At 35.4% G+C, this 18,785-nt stretch carries 9 protein-coding genes; all 9 read right to left on the reverse strand.

Annotation, left to right across the window (positions count from 1 at the left end; genetic code table 11):
- Positions 1 to 205: 205 nt before the first annotated feature.
- Positions 206 to 1,606 (reverse strand): glycoside hydrolase family 140 protein, encoded by a 1,401-nt coding sequence (locus EV144_RS15810; protein ID WP_134150137.1) that lies wholly within the window; start codon positions 1,604 to 1,606, stop codon positions 206 to 208.
- Positions 1,607 to 1,865: 259 nt separating this feature from the next.
- Positions 1,866 to 4,967, reverse strand: a complete 3,102-nt coding sequence (locus EV144_RS15815) for a DUF6298 domain-containing protein (protein WP_134150138.1) — start codon at positions 4,965 to 4,967, stop codon at positions 1,866 to 1,868.
- 312 nt (positions 4,968 to 5,279) lie between these two features.
- Positions 5,280 to 6,986 (reverse strand): polysaccharide lyase, encoded by a 1,707-nt coding sequence (locus tag EV144_RS15820; RefSeq protein WP_134150139.1) that lies wholly within the window; start codon positions 6,984 to 6,986, stop codon positions 5,280 to 5,282.
- A 102-nt stretch (positions 6,987 to 7,088) separates the two neighbouring features.
- Positions 7,089 to 7,760 (reverse strand): DUF3826 domain-containing protein, encoded by a 672-nt coding sequence (locus EV144_RS15825; protein ID WP_134150140.1) that lies wholly within the window; start codon positions 7,758 to 7,760, stop codon positions 7,089 to 7,091.
- A 104-nt stretch (positions 7,761 to 7,864) separates the two neighbouring features.
- Positions 7,865 to 9,568 carry a polysaccharide lyase gene (locus EV144_RS15830; protein ID WP_134150141.1) on the reverse strand — a complete coding sequence of 568 codons (1,704 nt, stop codon included), beginning with the start codon at positions 9,566 to 9,568 and terminating at the stop codon, positions 7,865 to 7,867.
- Positions 9,569 to 9,658: 90 nt separating this feature from the next.
- Complete coding sequence (locus EV144_RS15835) at positions 9,659 to 11,635, reverse strand: RagB/SusD family nutrient uptake outer membrane protein (protein WP_134150142.1); 1,977 nt, start codon at positions 11,633 to 11,635, stop codon at positions 9,659 to 9,661.
- A 19-nt stretch (positions 11,636 to 11,654) separates the two neighbouring features.
- Positions 11,655 to 15,032: a SusC/RagA family TonB-linked outer membrane protein gene (locus tag EV144_RS15840; RefSeq protein WP_134150143.1), complete on the reverse strand. Its 3,378-nt coding sequence runs from the start codon at positions 15,030 to 15,032 to the stop codon at positions 11,655 to 11,657.
- Positions 15,033 to 15,674: 642 nt separating this feature from the next.
- Positions 15,675 to 16,664, reverse strand: a complete 990-nt coding sequence (locus tag EV144_RS15845; RefSeq protein ID WP_134150144.1) for a pectinesterase family protein — start codon at positions 16,662 to 16,664, stop codon at positions 15,675 to 15,677.
- Positions 16,665 to 16,715: 51 nt separating this feature from the next.
- Positions 16,716 to 18,737 (reverse strand): glycoside hydrolase family 127 protein, encoded by a 2,022-nt coding sequence (locus tag EV144_RS15850; protein WP_134150145.1) that lies wholly within the window; start codon positions 18,735 to 18,737, stop codon positions 16,716 to 16,718.
- Positions 18,738 to 18,785: the final 48 nt, after the last annotated feature.

Below are 18,785 nucleotides of genomic sequence, written 5' to 3' on the forward strand. Positions count from 1 at the left end.
ATTATTTTTAAAATCTGTTAAATCTGCTTTGATTTTTTTTAAATCTGAGTGAAAATTTACTCTCGCAGATCTGGCAGATTATGCGGGATTTTATTCTCATTTTTGTCCCCCTGAGCGAAGTCGAAGGGCGCATGCTATATCAAAAATTGTGTCCAATCTTTGCGGTGCTTCGACTTCGCTCAGCATGACAAAAATGGGTTACGTATTAAATAGATTTCAAAATCAAAACCCAGTCATTACCATCTTCTTTTTTTCCTGACGGTTGAAATTCTTTAGTTCCTTTATTATCAAATGTTCCGATTTTTGTTTTTTGCCCATTTCTTGGATTATACCAAGTTGCTGTAACTTTATCTCCTGAAATTTTACCCATGTTCACTTCGATTTTTTTTCCATTGTATGTGTACATCAGAGCATATTTTTCTCCTTTAATTGCCGGAATATAATCGTATTTTTCTCCTTGATTTGCTATTAAAGACACATCCGGAGCTCCTTCCAAAAATGGAAATTCCAACATCAGTTTTTTAATGTAAACCATTTGTCCAGCACCTGGCGCATTGATGGCTGATGTCCATAATTCTTTGTTTCCGTAAGCGGGTTTGTCACCTTTTCTGAACATCTGCATTACGGCGTTGTGTCCGTAAGTGTAACCTGCTCCACCAGAAAGTACTGACCAATAACCGTAACGTCTTACGTCGCTTGCTTTCCATTTTGGTTGTAAAGTATCGTGAAGTCCGTGTGGAATTCCTTCGTAAGAAGGTTCTCCGTCAAGTGTAGGTTTTATTGGTTTTAATTCGAAATCTCTTAGAACGAATTTATAATTGTCTTCTTTGAAATTCGTTTTGCTTGAATCCTGATCGTATCTTCTGTGACCTGATTGGAACATATTAAAATCCAGCCATTTTGCATTGTGAAAATTCTCTGAAGAATCGGTTCTTCCGAAAGGGTGAAAAGTCACTAACTGATCCGGATTGTTTGTTTTTAAAGTATTTCCGATTTCGTTCCACACATCCTGAAATTCGTTTCCGTGTGTGTCTCCACCGTTTAACCAGATTACGTTGGTTCTGTTTTTATATCTGTCAGCCAAAAACTTAGCGTATTTTCCTGCTTGTTCTTTGCTTACTTTATCTCCTTTTGAAACGTTTGTTCCCCAAACCGGAACCATCGCAAGGTAGATTTCGTTCTTTTGAGCAACATCCAGAACGTAATCTACGTGATCCCAATAATCGTATTCTGCCGGATTATTGAAGTTGTTTCCTGCGGTAATTAATGGTTTCGAAACATCTTCGTTTATTAAAGCTGAATCGCCATAAACGTTTACGGCATTTATATTATGCAAAACCATCACCTGAACGACATTGAAGCCTTTGTCTTTTCTGTCTTTAAAATATTTATCAACGCCTGCTCTGTCCAGTTTCCCGAATGTTAACCAGCCTGTGTCTCCTAACCAGAAAAATGGTTTTTCGTTTTCGGTTACAAAGTAGTGTTGGTTTTTGGAAACTTTTAATTGTGGTAAATTTTTTGTTTTTGCAGATTGCGAAAATCCGCTTTGTGCTGTAAACAAAAAGCTTATACAAAGGGCGTATAAATATTTAATTTTCAGATTCATTTTTGGTTTATTTTGGAATTATTTTTTTTGGTTTGCCACGAATTGCACTAATTTCTCGAATTTTTCTTTGCTTTGTCTTTATTGTTTCACACAGATTTTACAGATTTTAGCTGATTTGCGCAGATTGTATTTTAAAAATCTTTTGAATCTGCTTTGATCTTTTTAAATCTGCGTGAAATTTTTTTACTCTCGCAGATCTGGCAGATTAAGCTGATTTTAAATGATTCGTGTAAATCCGTTTAATCTGTGAAATCTGTGGCTAATTCTTCTTCACTACAAAAAGCACTTTTTCTTTTATTTCGGCTTGTGGAATTGTGATTTGTTTTCCTCCACTGATGTTTGCTTTCTTGGTGATGCTTCCTGTTGCAACATTTATGGCGTATACTTCAAAAGTTCCTTTTTGATTGGAAAGGTCTATTGAAATATCCTGATCATTTTTCGCATAAAACAAATAACTTTTTCCTTTGTTTTCTAATGTCCAAAGATTGTCGGTGTATTTGTTTCCTTCTGCTGGTTTCATTTCTCTTAAAGCGGCATAAAACTCTGGTAATTCAATTTTTGGAAGGTTTGGCAACGACGCTCCGGCCATTAAAACCGACCATCCAAATCTTGAAGATCCATCTGTAGAATATAAAACTACTTTTTCCGGATATTTCTGGCGGTATTCGCTAATTGCACGATACACCTGATTATCGGTTTCTTTTCCGGTTTTTAGCTTTCTAGCGTGTTGTCTTGGCGCTAAATTTAAACCTCCTTGCGGTGCGTATGCTGAACCGTCTTCTTTGTAATACCAATATCTGATATCGATTACATCAACTGTTTTGTTTCTTTTTGTATCATTCAAAATAGCATCCTGAACATCTTTGGTTGCACTTAAACCGATTAAACCTTTTTTGCCGGTTTCGTCTTTCCATTTTTGAACTTCATCCAGCCAAAATTCCATAAAATGTAACGGACCCGTATATTCGGCACTTGTCAATTGAATTACGTTGCTGTTTTCCTGAAAGTTTTCTAATGACTTACGAATGAATCCCTGATGTAATTTTCTTCTCTGCGTATTCGTAATATCATAAAACTGTTCCGCCATAAAAATACGTTTGTCTCCTGCATACGGCGGTGGTTCCGGAAAACCTGTGCTGTTAATATTGTTTGCCGAACGCCACGGAGAACTTGCCCAGTGCGCTCCTGCTTCAATAATATTATGCTGAAAATACTGTTGATTGATGAGTAATTGTCCTTTGGTTTCTGCCAAATTTGCAAAAAGCGACAAACGATCCCAATACCAATCATTGAATTTCGTCAAATCATATTTGCTTAATTGATCCCAAGCTAAATCCTGACCACTTCTTGCAAATGGTTGTTCATAAAATGGAGGCCAGACATCAGCGTCAAAACGACGAACGCGTTCGTGATCATCCATTCTTCTCTCGTACCATAAACCATAATTATGCTCTAAAGCAACCATATTATTAGTACTCAAATAATCCGTCACTTCATTGATATTGTCTGTAAAACCAGTTCCGGTTCTGCCAGGAACAAATCTGGTAACATCCGGCAATGACTTCGATATATCACTATCTCGAAGACTTCCTCGCCACCATGGCACACTTAATCTGTTTCCGGCGATTACTTTGCCTTCATAAGTAAGCCAGCCATTTTGTGTAACTACTTTAGACGTGCCGGAAATAGTATTTTTCGCCGAATTTATTTTTAAATCATTTACATTTTTTAGACCCGAAGAAATTGTATTAATTGGATTTGCTTTCGAGGCTTCTGCAATCCATTCTATTAAATTTTCTTTTGGACCGACTGAATTTTTAGTTAATTCCTGTGCTACTTCAACAGTAGGACTTGAAGAAGGTTCAGAACCTAAATCATAAATATGAGGATCAACAGGAAGTTTTTCAAGTCGATTTTCTAATTGTGCATAAAACAAACTTCTTGGAGAAATGTGATTGTTTACATCTTTCCAATGACCATCGCCAGCCATAATACCGCCCCAAACTCCAAAAGCCCAATTTTGCGCAGTTGGCGGACTATAACATTCTATTTTCGATCCTGAAGTTTCCCAAATCACACTATTGGCCGCTGTCCATCCTGCACCTCTGCCATTTTGTTCTCTGTTGTTATAACTTAAAGCATGCCCGTCTACATAAAATATATCGAATAATATTCCCGTAGCCCAACTGCCTATAGCTCCATTATTATTAAAAGGCAAATAGGATTCGCATTGTACAAAAACATTTGGACCTGTTGTTCCAAATCCGCCAACAGAAAAATCATGATAACCATATTCTGAGTAACAACGCTGAAACAAGGTTTGTTGGCCTTCCGTATAAAAAGTATGACGTCTAAAACCTCCAATTTCAGAAACGGGCTCGGTTGCTATACAGTCTTCGACCGTAATTTGTTGCGCTGATTTTAGTAAAGCAACTGCACCTCCAGAAAAATGCTTAAAATTCACTTGTTTTACCCATGCATTTTTTACGTTTTCTATACTAATTCCTAACCATCTGTGTTCTTCGTCTTTTGGTTTTGACTCGTCATATTTCGATTTTAAAAGAATGTTTTCGATTCCGATATGTTCAATTCGTCCCGGCCATGAATATAACATTATTTTCGTTGCCCCATAAACACCATCCAAAGTCATCGTTAACGGAGCATTTAATGTTACTTCGTTTCCATTGATATTGGTAACTACTCTATTCCAGCTAATATCCCAGTCATTTTTTTTCCAACCAACCCAACCGGTTTCTGCTCCAAAATCATCCATTTTTAATTCCTTAATCCAATTATCGGTTAAAGATTTACTGATGATGATTTCGTCTGAAACTTTTAATTTTGAAGCGTTTTTAAGTTGGATTTTTTGTGTTCCCAGCGGAGAAAAAGCGGTTGCTAATTCGTAGGTTTCGTTGTATTTTCTATCGTCAATTCCTAAAACTCTGATTAACGCTTCTCTTTCTAATCCAGTTCCTAAAAGTACGGTTCCGTTTTCGGTATTGCCGCTTCCGCGAAGGACAACTCCCGATTTTCTGATGTATAAAGTTCCTTTTATTTTGAATGTTCCCTTGTCTAAAAGTACTGCTCCTCTAAAACCTGTTTTGTCTGGTTTTAGATTACTTACATAATCAATTGCTGTTTGTATTTTTTGTGTTGCGTCTTCTTCTTGTTTTGGGACAAAAATTTTATTTTCCACATTTGGAATTGCTTTTTCTGAAGCCATGTATCCGGCAAAAGAAAAGTCTGGTATTTTATTTCCTTGATTGTCTGCGGTGTAGGTTAATTTTCCTTCTTTAGTTTTTACAATGTCTGGGAAAGTTTGAGAGATTCCTTTGTTTGTAAAAAACAGAGAAAAACACATTAAAAACAATGCGCTTTTAGAAGAAATTATATTTTTTTGTTGCGTGAAATTCACTTTGATGATATTTAAGATTCTAAATTTAAACCATATAAGTTATAAAAGCTCATATAATTTTACTCTTAATCAGAATACAATTATATTTTCCACAATCTTGTCATTTCGACGAAAGGAGAAATCGCACTAGATTTTCCTGTATTGTGGTTACGGGTGTGATTTCTCCTTCGTCGAAATGACAAACTGTATCCTTGTATTGTCTTATGAATATAGACCTGACAGGTTTTAAAAATCTGTCAGGTCTATTTAATTTTGAAATTATTGCAGCAATCTTTTCAATTGTGCCAATGTATCAGTATTATTTTCCAATTTCGTCCAATCTACTTTTTGGTTTGGATCGATATTGTTGAAATATTTCTCAATATTGGTGTAACCGTCTCCGTTTGAATCTTTGCTTGCATCAGATGCATCGTTTGGATTTAAACCGTATTTTTTTTCGTAAGTATCTGGAATTCCATCATTATCAGAATCTTTGTATGCTTTTCCTTTGTAATCCGGATAACCTCCAACTTGTTCTATACTTGTGATAATTCCTTTTTTGTATGAGTCTGCAGGAAGTCTTCTTTTGATGAATTCTTTTCCGATTGCATTTTCTAAACCATCTTTAACTTCAATTTTTCCAGTGCGGACTTGTTTGATAACTCTTTCGTCAACTGCGTCTCTTTTTGGGATTGTAGCTCCAACATTTGTTAAAACGTATTCGTATGCTTCTTCTGCTTTCATAATTTTAAATGAAGGCATTGTGAATGGTTTTGGCTGTTTAATAGCTTCTAAAAATTCTTTTGTTGCTTCTGGAGTTTGGTCTTCCAATTGTACTCCGCCATTCCAGTTATCTGCAGTAACTTCTGGAGAACCTACGATAAAGTTTCCTGAAACATAAGCTCTTCCGTATTGTTTTGGCTGAATATATCCTGACTCTGGTTTTACAATTCTATGTGCAATTGGTTCGCCTGCCGGTGTTATTGGTCCTGGTTTGAAATAATTATTGATGATGTTTAGCATCGAACGATAATCTCCTCCGTCTAAGGTACGGTTCCACCAATTGAATACTACATTGTTTACAAAATTGAAATCGCCGTACATTCCGATAGAAGCATTTCTGGAAATGTTATCTGCCCATAGATTTCTCATGAAAGTACTATTTAATCCGCCAATCGTACTTCCGAACGCATGATTGTAAGTATCTAAACCTTCTGATGAAATGGTGTTTTGAATAGTGATATTACAAGCTGGTAATTTTTCTAATTTTGATTTATCGTTGGCTGCAAACTGGTGCCTGTATAAAGAAATATTTTCGTCTAATCCCCAGCTTACAGAGCAGTGATCTACGATAATGTTTCCCATCGGGTTTCCGCCAAGAGCGTCGTCTCTTCTGGTAACTTCGGTTGCACCACGTCTGAAACGCATGTGTCTGATAATAACGTCGTGTGTGTCAATTTCTAAAGTTTCACCTGCAATACAAATTCCGTCGCCCGGAGCAGTTTGTCCTGCAATGGTTACGTACGGCGCACGCATGCTGATTCTTTTTTGTAATCTGATGATTCCCGAAACGTTGAAAACAATAGTTCTCGCTCCAACAGCTTCGCAGGCTTCTCTAAATGTTCCTTTTCCGCTGTCTTCAAGACTGGTAACTACAAATATTTTTCCTCCTCTTCCGCCTTGTGTGTAAGCGCCTCCGCCTTCAGCACCTGGGAACGCCGGAATATCTGCCTGCACAAAATCTTTTGGGTAAGATGCCCAAGGCAAATAAGGTTTTCCTTGCTTTGCTTCGGCTTTAATTGTCGCTTCATTGGCAACCCAAATTTCGTGTAGTCTTGCTTCTTCACTTGCTAAAACTGCGTCAGCTTTTTCTTGTACTGGTTTTGGGATTACGGGATATTGTGCATAAGCCGAAGAAATCAACGAACAAAATGAGAACGTTATTAATGTTCGTTTCAGGGTCTTTTTTTGGAAATTGTTTTTCATGAGAGTTAGTCTGAAATTAATAAGTTAGAGTACTTTGACACAATAATTTATAAAAGGTTTAATTAAAAAATGTTAAAAACACACTTATTTAAAAATTATATACTATTCTTTCTTATTATTCTTCTCTCTTTCTTCCAAACGTTTATGCCAGTCGGCACTTTCTTTGTTTAAATCGTAACCTTGTTTTGATAAATAGTTGTTGATTCTTCCTTTGTATTTTCCAAACCATCTGTGTTTTTCTTTGGATGATCCGCCGTCCATTGCGTGTTCTCTTGCTTCAACCAAAGCGGTATAAATGTATTCTTTTTGTTCTGCTGTTAAATTAGGAAGCATATCATTATAACCTGCAACCGTAATTGGCAATACACCATAAGTCATGCCGTCTTTAACTTCAGTAATTTTTTCTTCTGATAATTCTTTGCTTAATTTTTTAAGATAAGATTTATGCAATTTGGCAATTGATTCGTCTGCTTTTGATTTCAGCTTGTCAACTTTTTCGTTTTGCTTTTCTTTTGCTAAAGCGGTGTCTTCTTTTATTTTTTTGATTTCAGCATCTCTTCCGTCTTGGATTTGGCTTAAATCTCTAAATTGCTGTGCTACGATATCTGTAACTTTCTTTTCTTTATCAGTGTTATTCAACGCAAGTTTTGCTGTAATTTTTGACGCTCTTTCGTTGGTTACTTTAATGTATTCTGGATCTAAATGCTGCTGTGCTATACTGCTTGCGAAAACAAACAGCAACGTTAGAATACTTATATTTTTTATTGATTTCATTTGAATAAAATTTATGAATTACAATATTTTTATCTGCCTGATCTGCTAAATCTGCGGGAAAATTTACTCTCGCAGATTTAGCAGATTTAGGAGATTTTTTTTAATTACTCTTGTAAAGACTTTGTTAAAGTCTCGTGATTGTTAGCAAGATCTTTCCAGTCTGTTTTAGAATTTGGATCTGTACCGTTGATATATTCTTCGATGTTGTAATAACCGTCTCCGTCTGTATCTAATTTTGCATCAGAAGCGTCTTTTGGGTTAAGACCGTGTTTCTTTTCCCATTTGTCTGGCATACCGTCATTGTCTGTATCAGTGTATGGTTTTCCTTTGTATTCAGGATATCCTCCAACTTGAGAAATATCTGTGATGATTCCTTGTTTGTATGAATCCATTGGTAAACGTCTGTGTTCGAACTGATAGAATTCTTTTTTCTCTAATCCTTTTGCATATTCTGGAACTCCAGTTTTTACCGTTCTTACGATTCTTTCGTCAACTTTATCTCTAATTGGCAAAGTTGCTCCAACATTTTTCAATACAAATTCATACGCTTCTTCTGCAGGCATAAATTTGTTGAACCATGGCATTGGGAAAGGTTTGTCTGCTTTCATTTTATCGAAATAGACTTTTGCTTCATCATAAGCCATTAATTCACCTTTTTTATTTTCAAGCTGAATACCACCATCCCAATTGTCTTTAGTAACTTTTTCGTTTTTGTTCACAACGTTTCCGTTTACGTAAGCTCTACCAAAAACCATATAAGGCAATTTACTTCTTCCAGATTCTGGTTTTAAGATTCTGTAGCTAATTGGCTGAGTTAAATCTGTAACTGGTCCCGGTTTGTAAAAGTTATTGATGATGTTGTAGTTTGCAGTGTAATCTCCACCGTCTGTTGATCTGTTGTACCAGTTGAAAACGACATTATTTACAAAGTTGAAAATTCCGTTCCAACCTATAGAAGGGTTTCTTCCTGCATTATTTGCCCACATATTTCTCATGAAAGAGCAATTTTCTCCACCTAAAGTACTTCCGAAAGCGTGATTGTAAGTATCTAAAGCTTCTCCAAATAAACTGTTTTGAATCGTAATATTTACGGTACCCACTTTTACATCTGGATATCCTGCACCCGGGCTGTATATGTGTCTGTAGATTGACATATTTTCGTCTAATCCCCAAGTTGCAGAAACGTGGTCGATCATGATGTTTCCAACAGGGTTTCCTCCAATTGCATCGTCTCTTCTTCCAACAAAAGTTTCTCCTCTGCGGAAACGCATGTGCCTGATAACTACGTCATGTGTGTCAACCCAAACCGATTCTCCTGCTACGCAGATTCCGTCTCCGGGAGCAGTTTGTCCTGCGATAGTGATGTAAGGTGCGCGAATAATTAATGGACTTTTGATTCTGATAATTCCAGATACATTAAAAACTACGATTCTTGCTCCACCTTTTTCACAAGCTTCACGTAAAGTTCCTGGTCCTCTGTCTTCCAGACTTGTTACAGTGTAGACATTTCCCCCACGACCTCCAAAAGTATACATTCCTCCTCCTTCAGCTCCTGGAAAAGCAGGAATATCTGCTTGTGGTAAATCGTTTGGTCTTGATGCCCATGGAATATAAGGCTTTCCGTGTTTGGCTTCTTCTTCAATAACAACTAATGCTTTTTCCCAAGCTTCGTCAGAAAGTTTGTTTGCTTCGTCTTTTATTGCTTTTTCCTGTGCCTGTACTTCAGGACTTAGTTTTGGATATTGAGCAAAACACTCTAAACTTCCCAAAAATAGAAGAGTAACGCTTAATAATGTGAAATTTTTCATACTAATTTTGAATTATGGTAATCTTTTTAAACAAATCACCTGTATCTTTTGAAGAATACAGGTGAGTGTTTTATTTTTTGATAGTAAAATCTATTCTTGATAATTGAAGGTTCCGTTAGCTCCAAAATTATCATTCCAACCTATAGTTTGTTGTAACCAAGGGTTTTGAGTTAATGCTGTTGTATTAAGCCCATTGATGTAATAGTTTGGGTTAAATTTAATATTAACAGCCGCTCCATTGAAGTTATCCATAGGCGTAATTAATGCTGTACGAATAAAGTTTGCGTTATAAAAAGTAGCTAAAGCTGCTAATTGAGTATCAAAATTAGCTGCATCTGGATCTGCTACGACAGCTGCACGGGCTGCTGCAGTAATAGGATCTGTTGTTGAAGATGCAGTTGCAGTTTTATACTGTAAAAAGTTTCCTGTACGTTTAGTTCCGTTGATAGGAGTTAATCCTAATTTACTTACTGTACCGCCTGTTACACCTGGAAGTGCTGCATTATCATAAAGCATCCATCTTTGAGTATCCCAAAAACGTTTTCCTTCGTAAGCTAATTCAACTCTACGCTCGTATAATACTGCTTCTATAGCAGCATATTTATCTGCTAAAACACCAATTCCGTAATTATTTGCAGCAGGAATACCAACACGATTTCTGATTTTTCCTAAATAAGCAATAGTGTTACTTGTTTGTCCTAATGCTGCATAAGCTTCAGCAATATTTAATAACAATTCTGCATAACGGTATTCCATAATATCAGTTCCTGAGTACTGGAAGTTAGTATCTTTACTAGCTGCTGTATTACTCATTTTTCTAACGAATGCCGGACTAGATACTGCAGTATTTGAATCTGCAAAACCTGCTTTGTTAGCAGCGTCAACCCAACGATAAGCCCAAACAGCTGCAGCTGGAGTTTCTTTGAATCCCCATTTTACTCCAGAAAAAGCAAATGTTCTGTAGAATCTTGGGTCTCTATTTACGAAGAATGTAAAATCGTTATATCCATTTGCTGTTGTAGGTCTTTTACCATCTTTCATTGGGAATAAATCGATCATTTCTTTAGGAGCTGGTGTACCTCCTCCAAGTCCGCCTAAGCTTAACAAACGAATTCCTTTTTCCCAAGAGTTGTTTACAAAATTACTTGTAATACCTGTACCACAAAGTTGTATTGTGATTGCTTCTGAGCAAAAACCTTCTTTTACAAACATAGCTTCCCAGTCTTTAACAGAACTTCCGAATAATCCGTAACCATCAGCAGTTAATTGTGTTTCTGCTTCTAAACCTGCTTTCAAAGCTGCTTCCCAACGTTCGTTAGAAGCATCCCAGCTTTTATTAAATAAAGGACTTGCGTAGGTTAATAATACACGAGATTTTTGTGCCATAGCCGCTCCTTTTGTAAAACGTCCGTAGTTTGCATCGTTCCATTTTCCAGGCAATAAGCTAGCTGCCATGTCTAAATCTTTTACGATTTGTGCTACGACTTCAGAAACTTTTGCTCTTGGAAGCTGAATATCTGGATTGTCTGCAGCTGCTTGTTGAACTGTAGTAACAAGAGGAACTCCGCCATAGGTACGCATTAAATCAAAATATTGTACGGCACGCATATAATACATTTGCCCTTTTGCCTGATCACGAAATGTTTTATCTAAATTGGCACCTTTTACATCAATGTCTTCCAATAAATTAGTACACTCTCTAATTCTATTGTAAGGAGAGTTATTAACACTCGTTGTTAATTTAGGACCGTAGTAAGAATTTGCTTCACTTGCATTCAAAAGCGTTTTGTTTGGATTTGTAAAATCCTGAACACCACCAAGTTCTTCAGTAAGTCTAGAGTTTGCATCGGTATATAAACCTACAACACTTGCTACTGGTGATTTATATGCATTGTAAAAATCATAGTATTGATTGTCTACGTATGCTTGTACACGTTCCTGAGTTTGATAGAACGTATCATCATAAGAACCATAATTTTTCTTATCCTTTAGAAAGTCATCACTACATGAAGTGCCTAAAACAAGCAGAAGTGATAAACCTATATATATCTTAAATTGTGTTTTCATAATTGTTTTTTAATTTAAATTAGAATGATACGTTAAAGTTAAGCGACCATGTTCTAAGTGTAGGATAACCTACAGAAGAGTTGTCATACATATTACGGTAATGGTTTGGATAAGGATTGTATAAATCCCAAAGATTATTACCTGTAACTCCTAATGTTATACCTGATATTTTTGTATCAGCAAAAACTTTTTTAGGGATATCATAACCAACACTTAAATTTCTAACAAAACAACGGAATGTATTTAGCTGCCAGAAATCTGAAGGACTTGACATATAAGCCCATTGTGCCACATTAGGATATTTTCCGTTAGGATTATCAGTAGCGCTGTACATATCAGTCCAGAAGCTTTCACGTGCCCACATGTTTGATGCAGATGATGTACCCTGATTTACTAAATCAACAAAAGTAGCTCCTCCCCATGATGTTGAAATTTGTGTTCTAAAATAAAATCCTTTAGCTTTTAAACCTAAGTTTGTAGTAAAACCATATGTTCTGCTACTATTTGCTAGTTTTACGTAATCTAAATCTTTTGCAATCTGACCATCTGCTGGTGCTAAAGTTCCGTCAGGTTGAAGTTGTCCTGCTACGTCTTGATAAGCCAATGAACCTTTTTGAATTCCAGAAGCCGTATTGATGTCAAAATATTTTGGTGCTCCGCCCACTGCTGCAGCACGTTCTGTTAGGTATGCCCAGTAATTAGCAATATCTGCGTCTGTACGTAAAATACCGTCTCCTGTAGAAGTTCCTTTCCATGTTGCGAATCCCCAAACAGCATTAAATCCTTGTGACTGCCCTTCTCTAATTGCATTGTTAGATGGTGCTAAATTACCTTGATCAGGATATTTTTTTACTTCGTTATTAGCATAACTAAAGTTGATACCTATATCATAGCTAAGACCTCCTCTAATTTTATCATTCCAATTTAAGCTAAACTCAGATCCCCATGCATCAACAGCAGCATAGTTTTGTTCTGCAAAACCTCCACCAACAGTAATTGGCACACCAGTCGCACTACTCATGTCAGTTAACATATTTGTAGTTCTGTCATAATAAAAGTCAGCTGTAAAATTTAATCTGTTTCTAAGAACATTTAAATCAATACCAACGTTGTTTTTTAATGTAGCATCCCAAGCAACATTTCTATTTGGATTTACTCTAGGAGTCAAACCTGCTCCATTTTGTCCTCCATTAGGGCCAAATCCAGCACCTTTATCCACAATCAAATCATAGTATTGAACCCATCTCCACGGTCCAAGATTATCTTTTCCGGTTTTACCAATTGAGTAACGAACTTTTAAGAAATCAACCCAAGGTAAAGCTTTTTCAAACCAGTCTTCTTTAGAGGCTACCCATCCTAATTGAAGTGATGGAAAATAACCCCAATAGTTTTCTGGTGCAAATTTCGTAGAAGCATCACTACGGAAAAGGAATTGCGCTAAATATTTTGATTTATAGCTGTAATTAAAACGTCCGAAGTATGAAAGCGTTCCACCTTCTACCTTAGTAGCAATACTGTTAGAAGGGCTTAATGTTCCTGCTGTAGCATAGTTTCCTAAATAATCTTTACCAGTTTGTTCGTAAGCCAAACGAGTACTTGTGTTATAGTATTCTGATGCTTCACCACCAACCATAGCACCAATTTGGTGATCTCCGAAGGTTCTCTCATAGTTTATAAAAAAATCTCCTTGAGAATTTTTACTATCACTATTATTATAGTAAACTCTTGAGTTTCTAACGTTTGTTTCTATAACATAATCCCCAGCTGGGTTTGTAGCCGCATTATAAACAGTAGGATTAGCAGCGCTCGCAAGGTGATTGTCCTGTGTTTCGTAATTTCTTATTCTTGCTAAATCGTATGGCAATTGAATTTGTTCTGTATAATTTGAACTTTGTGTTCTTGCATAACTTCCTTTTACAGATAATCCTCTAATTGCTGCAATTTTATAGTTCAACGAAGCATTAACTGTGTAAGAGTTATCATCACTTATCTGGTGAGAACCATTGTTTAAGTTAGCAAAATAGTTCCATCCTGCGATTGTAGTATTTGCATTTGCACTTCCTAAGTTTTTGTTTGAGTTAGGAAATGGTGACATATAATATTGTTTACCATCAACAACTGTTTCCCAAGGAACAAATTTTGGCATGTGCAATAAGAAACCATAATCAGCCTGCTCACCACCAGCAGCAGATGCGTAACTACCATCACTAATGTTTGCCGATGCTTTAGTAAAAGTTTTATCGATTGTACCAGCAGTTCCAGAAACAGATGCAGATAATTCTAAATTCTTAGCAATTTTTGCATTAATTCCAGTTCGGAAATTCCATTTGTCATATTTCTGATATCCTAAATTAGCATCTTGAGTAAAATAAGTTGCACCTGCAAAATAAGTAACATCTTCGTTACCACCAGTTACATTAAAAGAGTGTTTTTGTTGTATAGCTGGTTTCCAAGCTTCTTTTAACCAATCATAATCCAAACTTTTCATTTGTTCTAATTCAGCTGCAGAATACAACTTAATAGGATCTATAATAGGATTTTGAGAAGTGAAATATCTATTACTAAAAACTCCAAATTCGTTAGCATTTAATGTTTTACTGTGACTTACAGCATCATTTACTGAAAACTGGCTGTTATAAGAAAACTTTGGTTTACCCACTTTTCCTCTTTTAGTTTTTACAACAATAGCTCCTTGTGATGCACGAGAACCATAAATCGCTGCAGAAGCATCTTTTAGAACAGTGATACTTTCAATTTCTGAAGGATCTAATCTGTTGAATTGCTCTAATGTAGGCTTACCATTTGTTGGATCAACTTGAATCATATCATCAATAATCACTAATGGTATCGGCGAACTTCCATCTTTTGAAAAACCAAAATTTTGACGGATTTGAATAGAAGCGGCATCTCCAGGACGTCCTGAACCACCTGTTACTGCAAGACCTGGAACTAATCCTTTTAATGCATCAGACAAGTTAGTTACTGGTAAATCCATAAGATCATCTGGTTTTATTGTAGCAATAGCTCCAGTAAGTTCCTTTTTTCTTTGAGTACCATAACCAACCACTACGATGTTCTCTAATTGATTAGAATCATCATGCATACTTACATTTAAGATAGTACGGTCATTTAATGCGTATTCTGCTTTTTTCATTCCGATGAAAGAGAATACTAAAGTTCCATCACCTCTTAACTTAATTTTGTATTTTCCATTGTAATCTGTAGAAACAGAATTTTTCGAAGATTTTTCTGTTACGTTAACCCCAGGTAAAAGGTTACCAAGGTTGTCCGTAACAGTTCCCGTAACTGTTACTTGGTTTGAGCTTTGAGCATAACTCAGCACACTCATCAGTGTAAACAAAAGAAAACTACATCTCTTTATAAGTGCTTGTTTCATAAATGTTTTTTTTTTGGTTAGTTTATTAATTTTTAGTTAGTCATGAAAAATGTGATTCTCGTAAAATAAAAAGGTTTAAATAAATCTTAAAGTTTTTATTAAATGTCAAAAACACATTTATTTTTTTGTATACCAAAAATATAACGACAATACATGTTAACCGTCCTGCTCTATCCTGTTTTAATTGTATTATCTCAAAAAAATTCACTCAAAAAAACAATATTAATAAAAAAAAGAAAGAAAAAATAGACGTACTCGAAAAAACGAAGAGATTCTATGAATAAAACAAAATATAGAAACCGCTTTTTCAACAAAAAAAGTAAAAAATGCATCAAAAACATTTATTAGCTGTTTATTCTGCAAAATGAGAAAATGAACTCCTGATAGAGAAGTGGTTAGTTTCTGCTGAATAAACTCAAAAACAGGTCATAATTGAATAAAAAAGAAACACTTTCAAATATAAAAAACCTACAAATAGCAACCAGTACACCTATGCAATTTACCTTAATATTTTATTAAAAAAAAATCTTTTTAAAAGTAAATTCTGACCAAGATTTAGAAACTAAATCGATATAAATTAAAAAAGCTCTAATGAAAGAGCTTTTTTAATTTAAAACCTATTTTAAGCAACCGGTTCCAATTTTAATTATTAGGATTCCAGCCATTTAAAACTAAATCTCTGCTGTATTTTTTAATATCTTCTTTTTTTAACTGATGCGACCAGGACACTCTTTGAGATAAATCTTTAGCACTAGAACCTTTACTTTCAAATTCTGCATAATATGCCGTTTTATCTTTATCAGGAAATCGTGTATCTATCCAGGCATTCCAACCTTCGGGAATAATATGTGATCCGATATCTGTATTTATAAAAACGGTTTGTGCGTAAGGTCTCCACGGCCTTCCTAAAAAAACTTTATCAACAGTTTTATCTTTGGCTGTAAGTTTACAATCGACAAATACAAAACCGTAAGCCTGACCTTGAGGTGTTGATGCCGCAGTGATATAAGAATTAATTGAACTTTCGATTGTGCATTTATAAAAATAAGCTGTTGCGGCACCAAATATAAAATCGGTTGTACCGCTGATAAAACAGTTTTCGAAATAATTGCGAACGTTATCTTGCGATAAAAAAAGCGTGTCCTGGTTTCCGAGGATATTGCAGTTTTTTACAATAACTCTATCTCCCTTTATATGTAAAGCAACTGCCTGTCCTACTCTACCTGCTGTATTTTCGATCGTAAGATTTTCTAGTGTACAATCACTTCCCTGAATTAAAAACGAATAAGAAGTCGATGTTCCAAATGCGGTCTTACCTGCCTGATCTTTTTCACGCAGTGGCTTTCCTGAATAATCATCAAATGAAATTATGCTTTTATTTCTATCAGTTCCTTTTAAAGTGATCATTTTTTTTACCGATACAATCACTAATTTCTCTTTGTAAATACCTGGCTTTATTGTAATTACAACACGCTTTTCTCCATTATCTTTTACTGCATTTACCGCTTCCTGAATGGTTTTAAAATCACCTGAACCGTCTTGTGCGACAGTTAATGCAAGTTTATTATCAATAGTTTGTGCAGAAGCTAGTAAAGAGCTTATCGTTAAAAAGAATGTTATAATATATTTCATGTATTTAAAATTTTCAAATTAAAAAATCCGTTTACCCCAAGTTCAAAAAAACTAATGCGACATCCAAACGGTCATTTCTCCTTTTCCTTTATTTCCCCAAGCGAAATATGGAATCAGTTTTACTGATAACGGTTTATTTTCTGTAGCAGAAAGTGGTTTATACAAGGCGTAATTCCAAGAATTGTTCGATGAAACCTCTGTATTTGCATCAATACTAAGTAAGTTTCTATTGTTTAAAGTAAAAAAGCTGGTTGTAAATTTAGAATTTGCATTCAAAATAACATCATTAACACTTGTATTTGCTGGGAGCTGGTCGGATTCTAAACAATAAACAATTGGCCCTCTTTTTACAGCAACCTGATTTTTAACTTCTTCTACTAAAGGATTTGCCTGCATTAATTCTACCGGCATCGGAAGATTTAATTCTATAACATCACCTTTTTTCCATTTTTGATTTAATTTGTAATACGTTCCAGAAATAATTTTATCAGTAATTTTGGAATTATTTACAAAAACTTCTGCACCTGCACTCCAACCCGGAATTCTTAAGAAAAATGCCTGAAGATCTTTTGGTGCTTTTATAATTTTCAATGTAATTTTTCCATCCCATGGATAATTCGTCTGTTGTTCAACTTCAAGAATTTCTCCGTTTACTGTTTTTGTATTTAATGAATTACTTCCGTATAAATTTACAAACAAACCTTCTTTAGAAAGACTGTAAGCATAATTTCCAACTTCGGCAATTGTTCTGGTAACGTTTGGCGCACAGCAGTTTGACAACTTAATATATCCTTCACGTACATTACCCCACCTTTGTTCGAAAGGCAGATCCTTAGAAACATTTAACGGATTGTTGTAAAAGAATTTTTCTCCTTCTAAATCTTCTCCAGAAAGAACACTATTATACAAAGCCAATTCTACAATGTCAGCATATTTTGCTTCTCCAGTAATCTGAAGCATTCTCCAATTCCATAAAACATTTCCAATATTTGCACAGGTTTCTGTATGTGCAGTCGCGTTTGGCAATTGAAAAGGTCGGCCGTAAGCCTGATGAATTTTTTGAACTACTGTTGGATCATAAGAAGTTCCATCTGGTGAAACTCCATCGTACAAAGAACCACAACCACCTGTAATATACATTTTGCGATACGTAACATCATTCCAAATAGATTCCAGATTATCCAATAATTTCTTTTCTCCAGTTTCCGCATATAAATCTGCAACGCCTGCATAAAGATAATTAGCTCTTACCGCGTGTCCCATTGCAGTTGTCTGTTGTCTAAACGGAATTCTATCCTGATTATCGTCTGTTCCGTCGTTTGTCGTTCCTTTAATATCGATTAGATTATTTGCTAATTCCAAATATTTCGGATCTTTAACTGTTCTATACATTTCGACAATTCCCATATAATGAGAAGGACAGATTGCATTTCTCGCTAATTCTGGTGAAGCTTTTTTATAAAAATCATACAAATAATCGGCAACGCCTTTTGCAATATTTAGGAAATTTGTTTTTCCCGTAGCACGATAATGAATGCAGGCTGCAGTCATTAAATGTCCCATATTGTATTTCTCAAAACCCAGTTGTTTTTTTACTTCTTCCGGACCTAAAGTTCCCCATCTTTCATCGATTAAAACTGGTGTATGAATATAACCGTCTTTGCGCTGTACTTTCGCGAAAAGCGCAATTGCTTTATCCATTTCTGCATCCAGTTTTTTATCTTTTGTAACAGCATATACGGCTGCCATTCCTTCAAAAATCTTATAAAAATCACCATCATGAAAAGAAGGTCCATCAAATTTTCCTTTCATCAATCCTGCTGCAATTTCAAAATTTTTGTAAGCATGCGAAATAGAATCGTTATGATACAACTCCCACATATACGGTAATGTATTTTTGGTTTCTACATCAAATTGTTCTTTCCAAAAACCATTTGTCCATTTTACATCTTGTAGCCCAACGCTTTGTAATTTAGCATACGGACTTTCTGAATTGGCAACTAATCCTTTATTCTGAGCCATAAAAGCTGTCGAAAAAAGTATTGCTGATAATAGAATGATGTTCTTTTTCATTTTGAATATTTTAATTTTTATCTGCTTGATCTGCTAAATTTGCGAGAG

This window comes from Flavobacterium sp. 270, from assembly GCF_004368785.1.
GTDB lineage: Bacteria > Bacteroidota > Bacteroidia > Flavobacteriales > Flavobacteriaceae > Flavobacterium.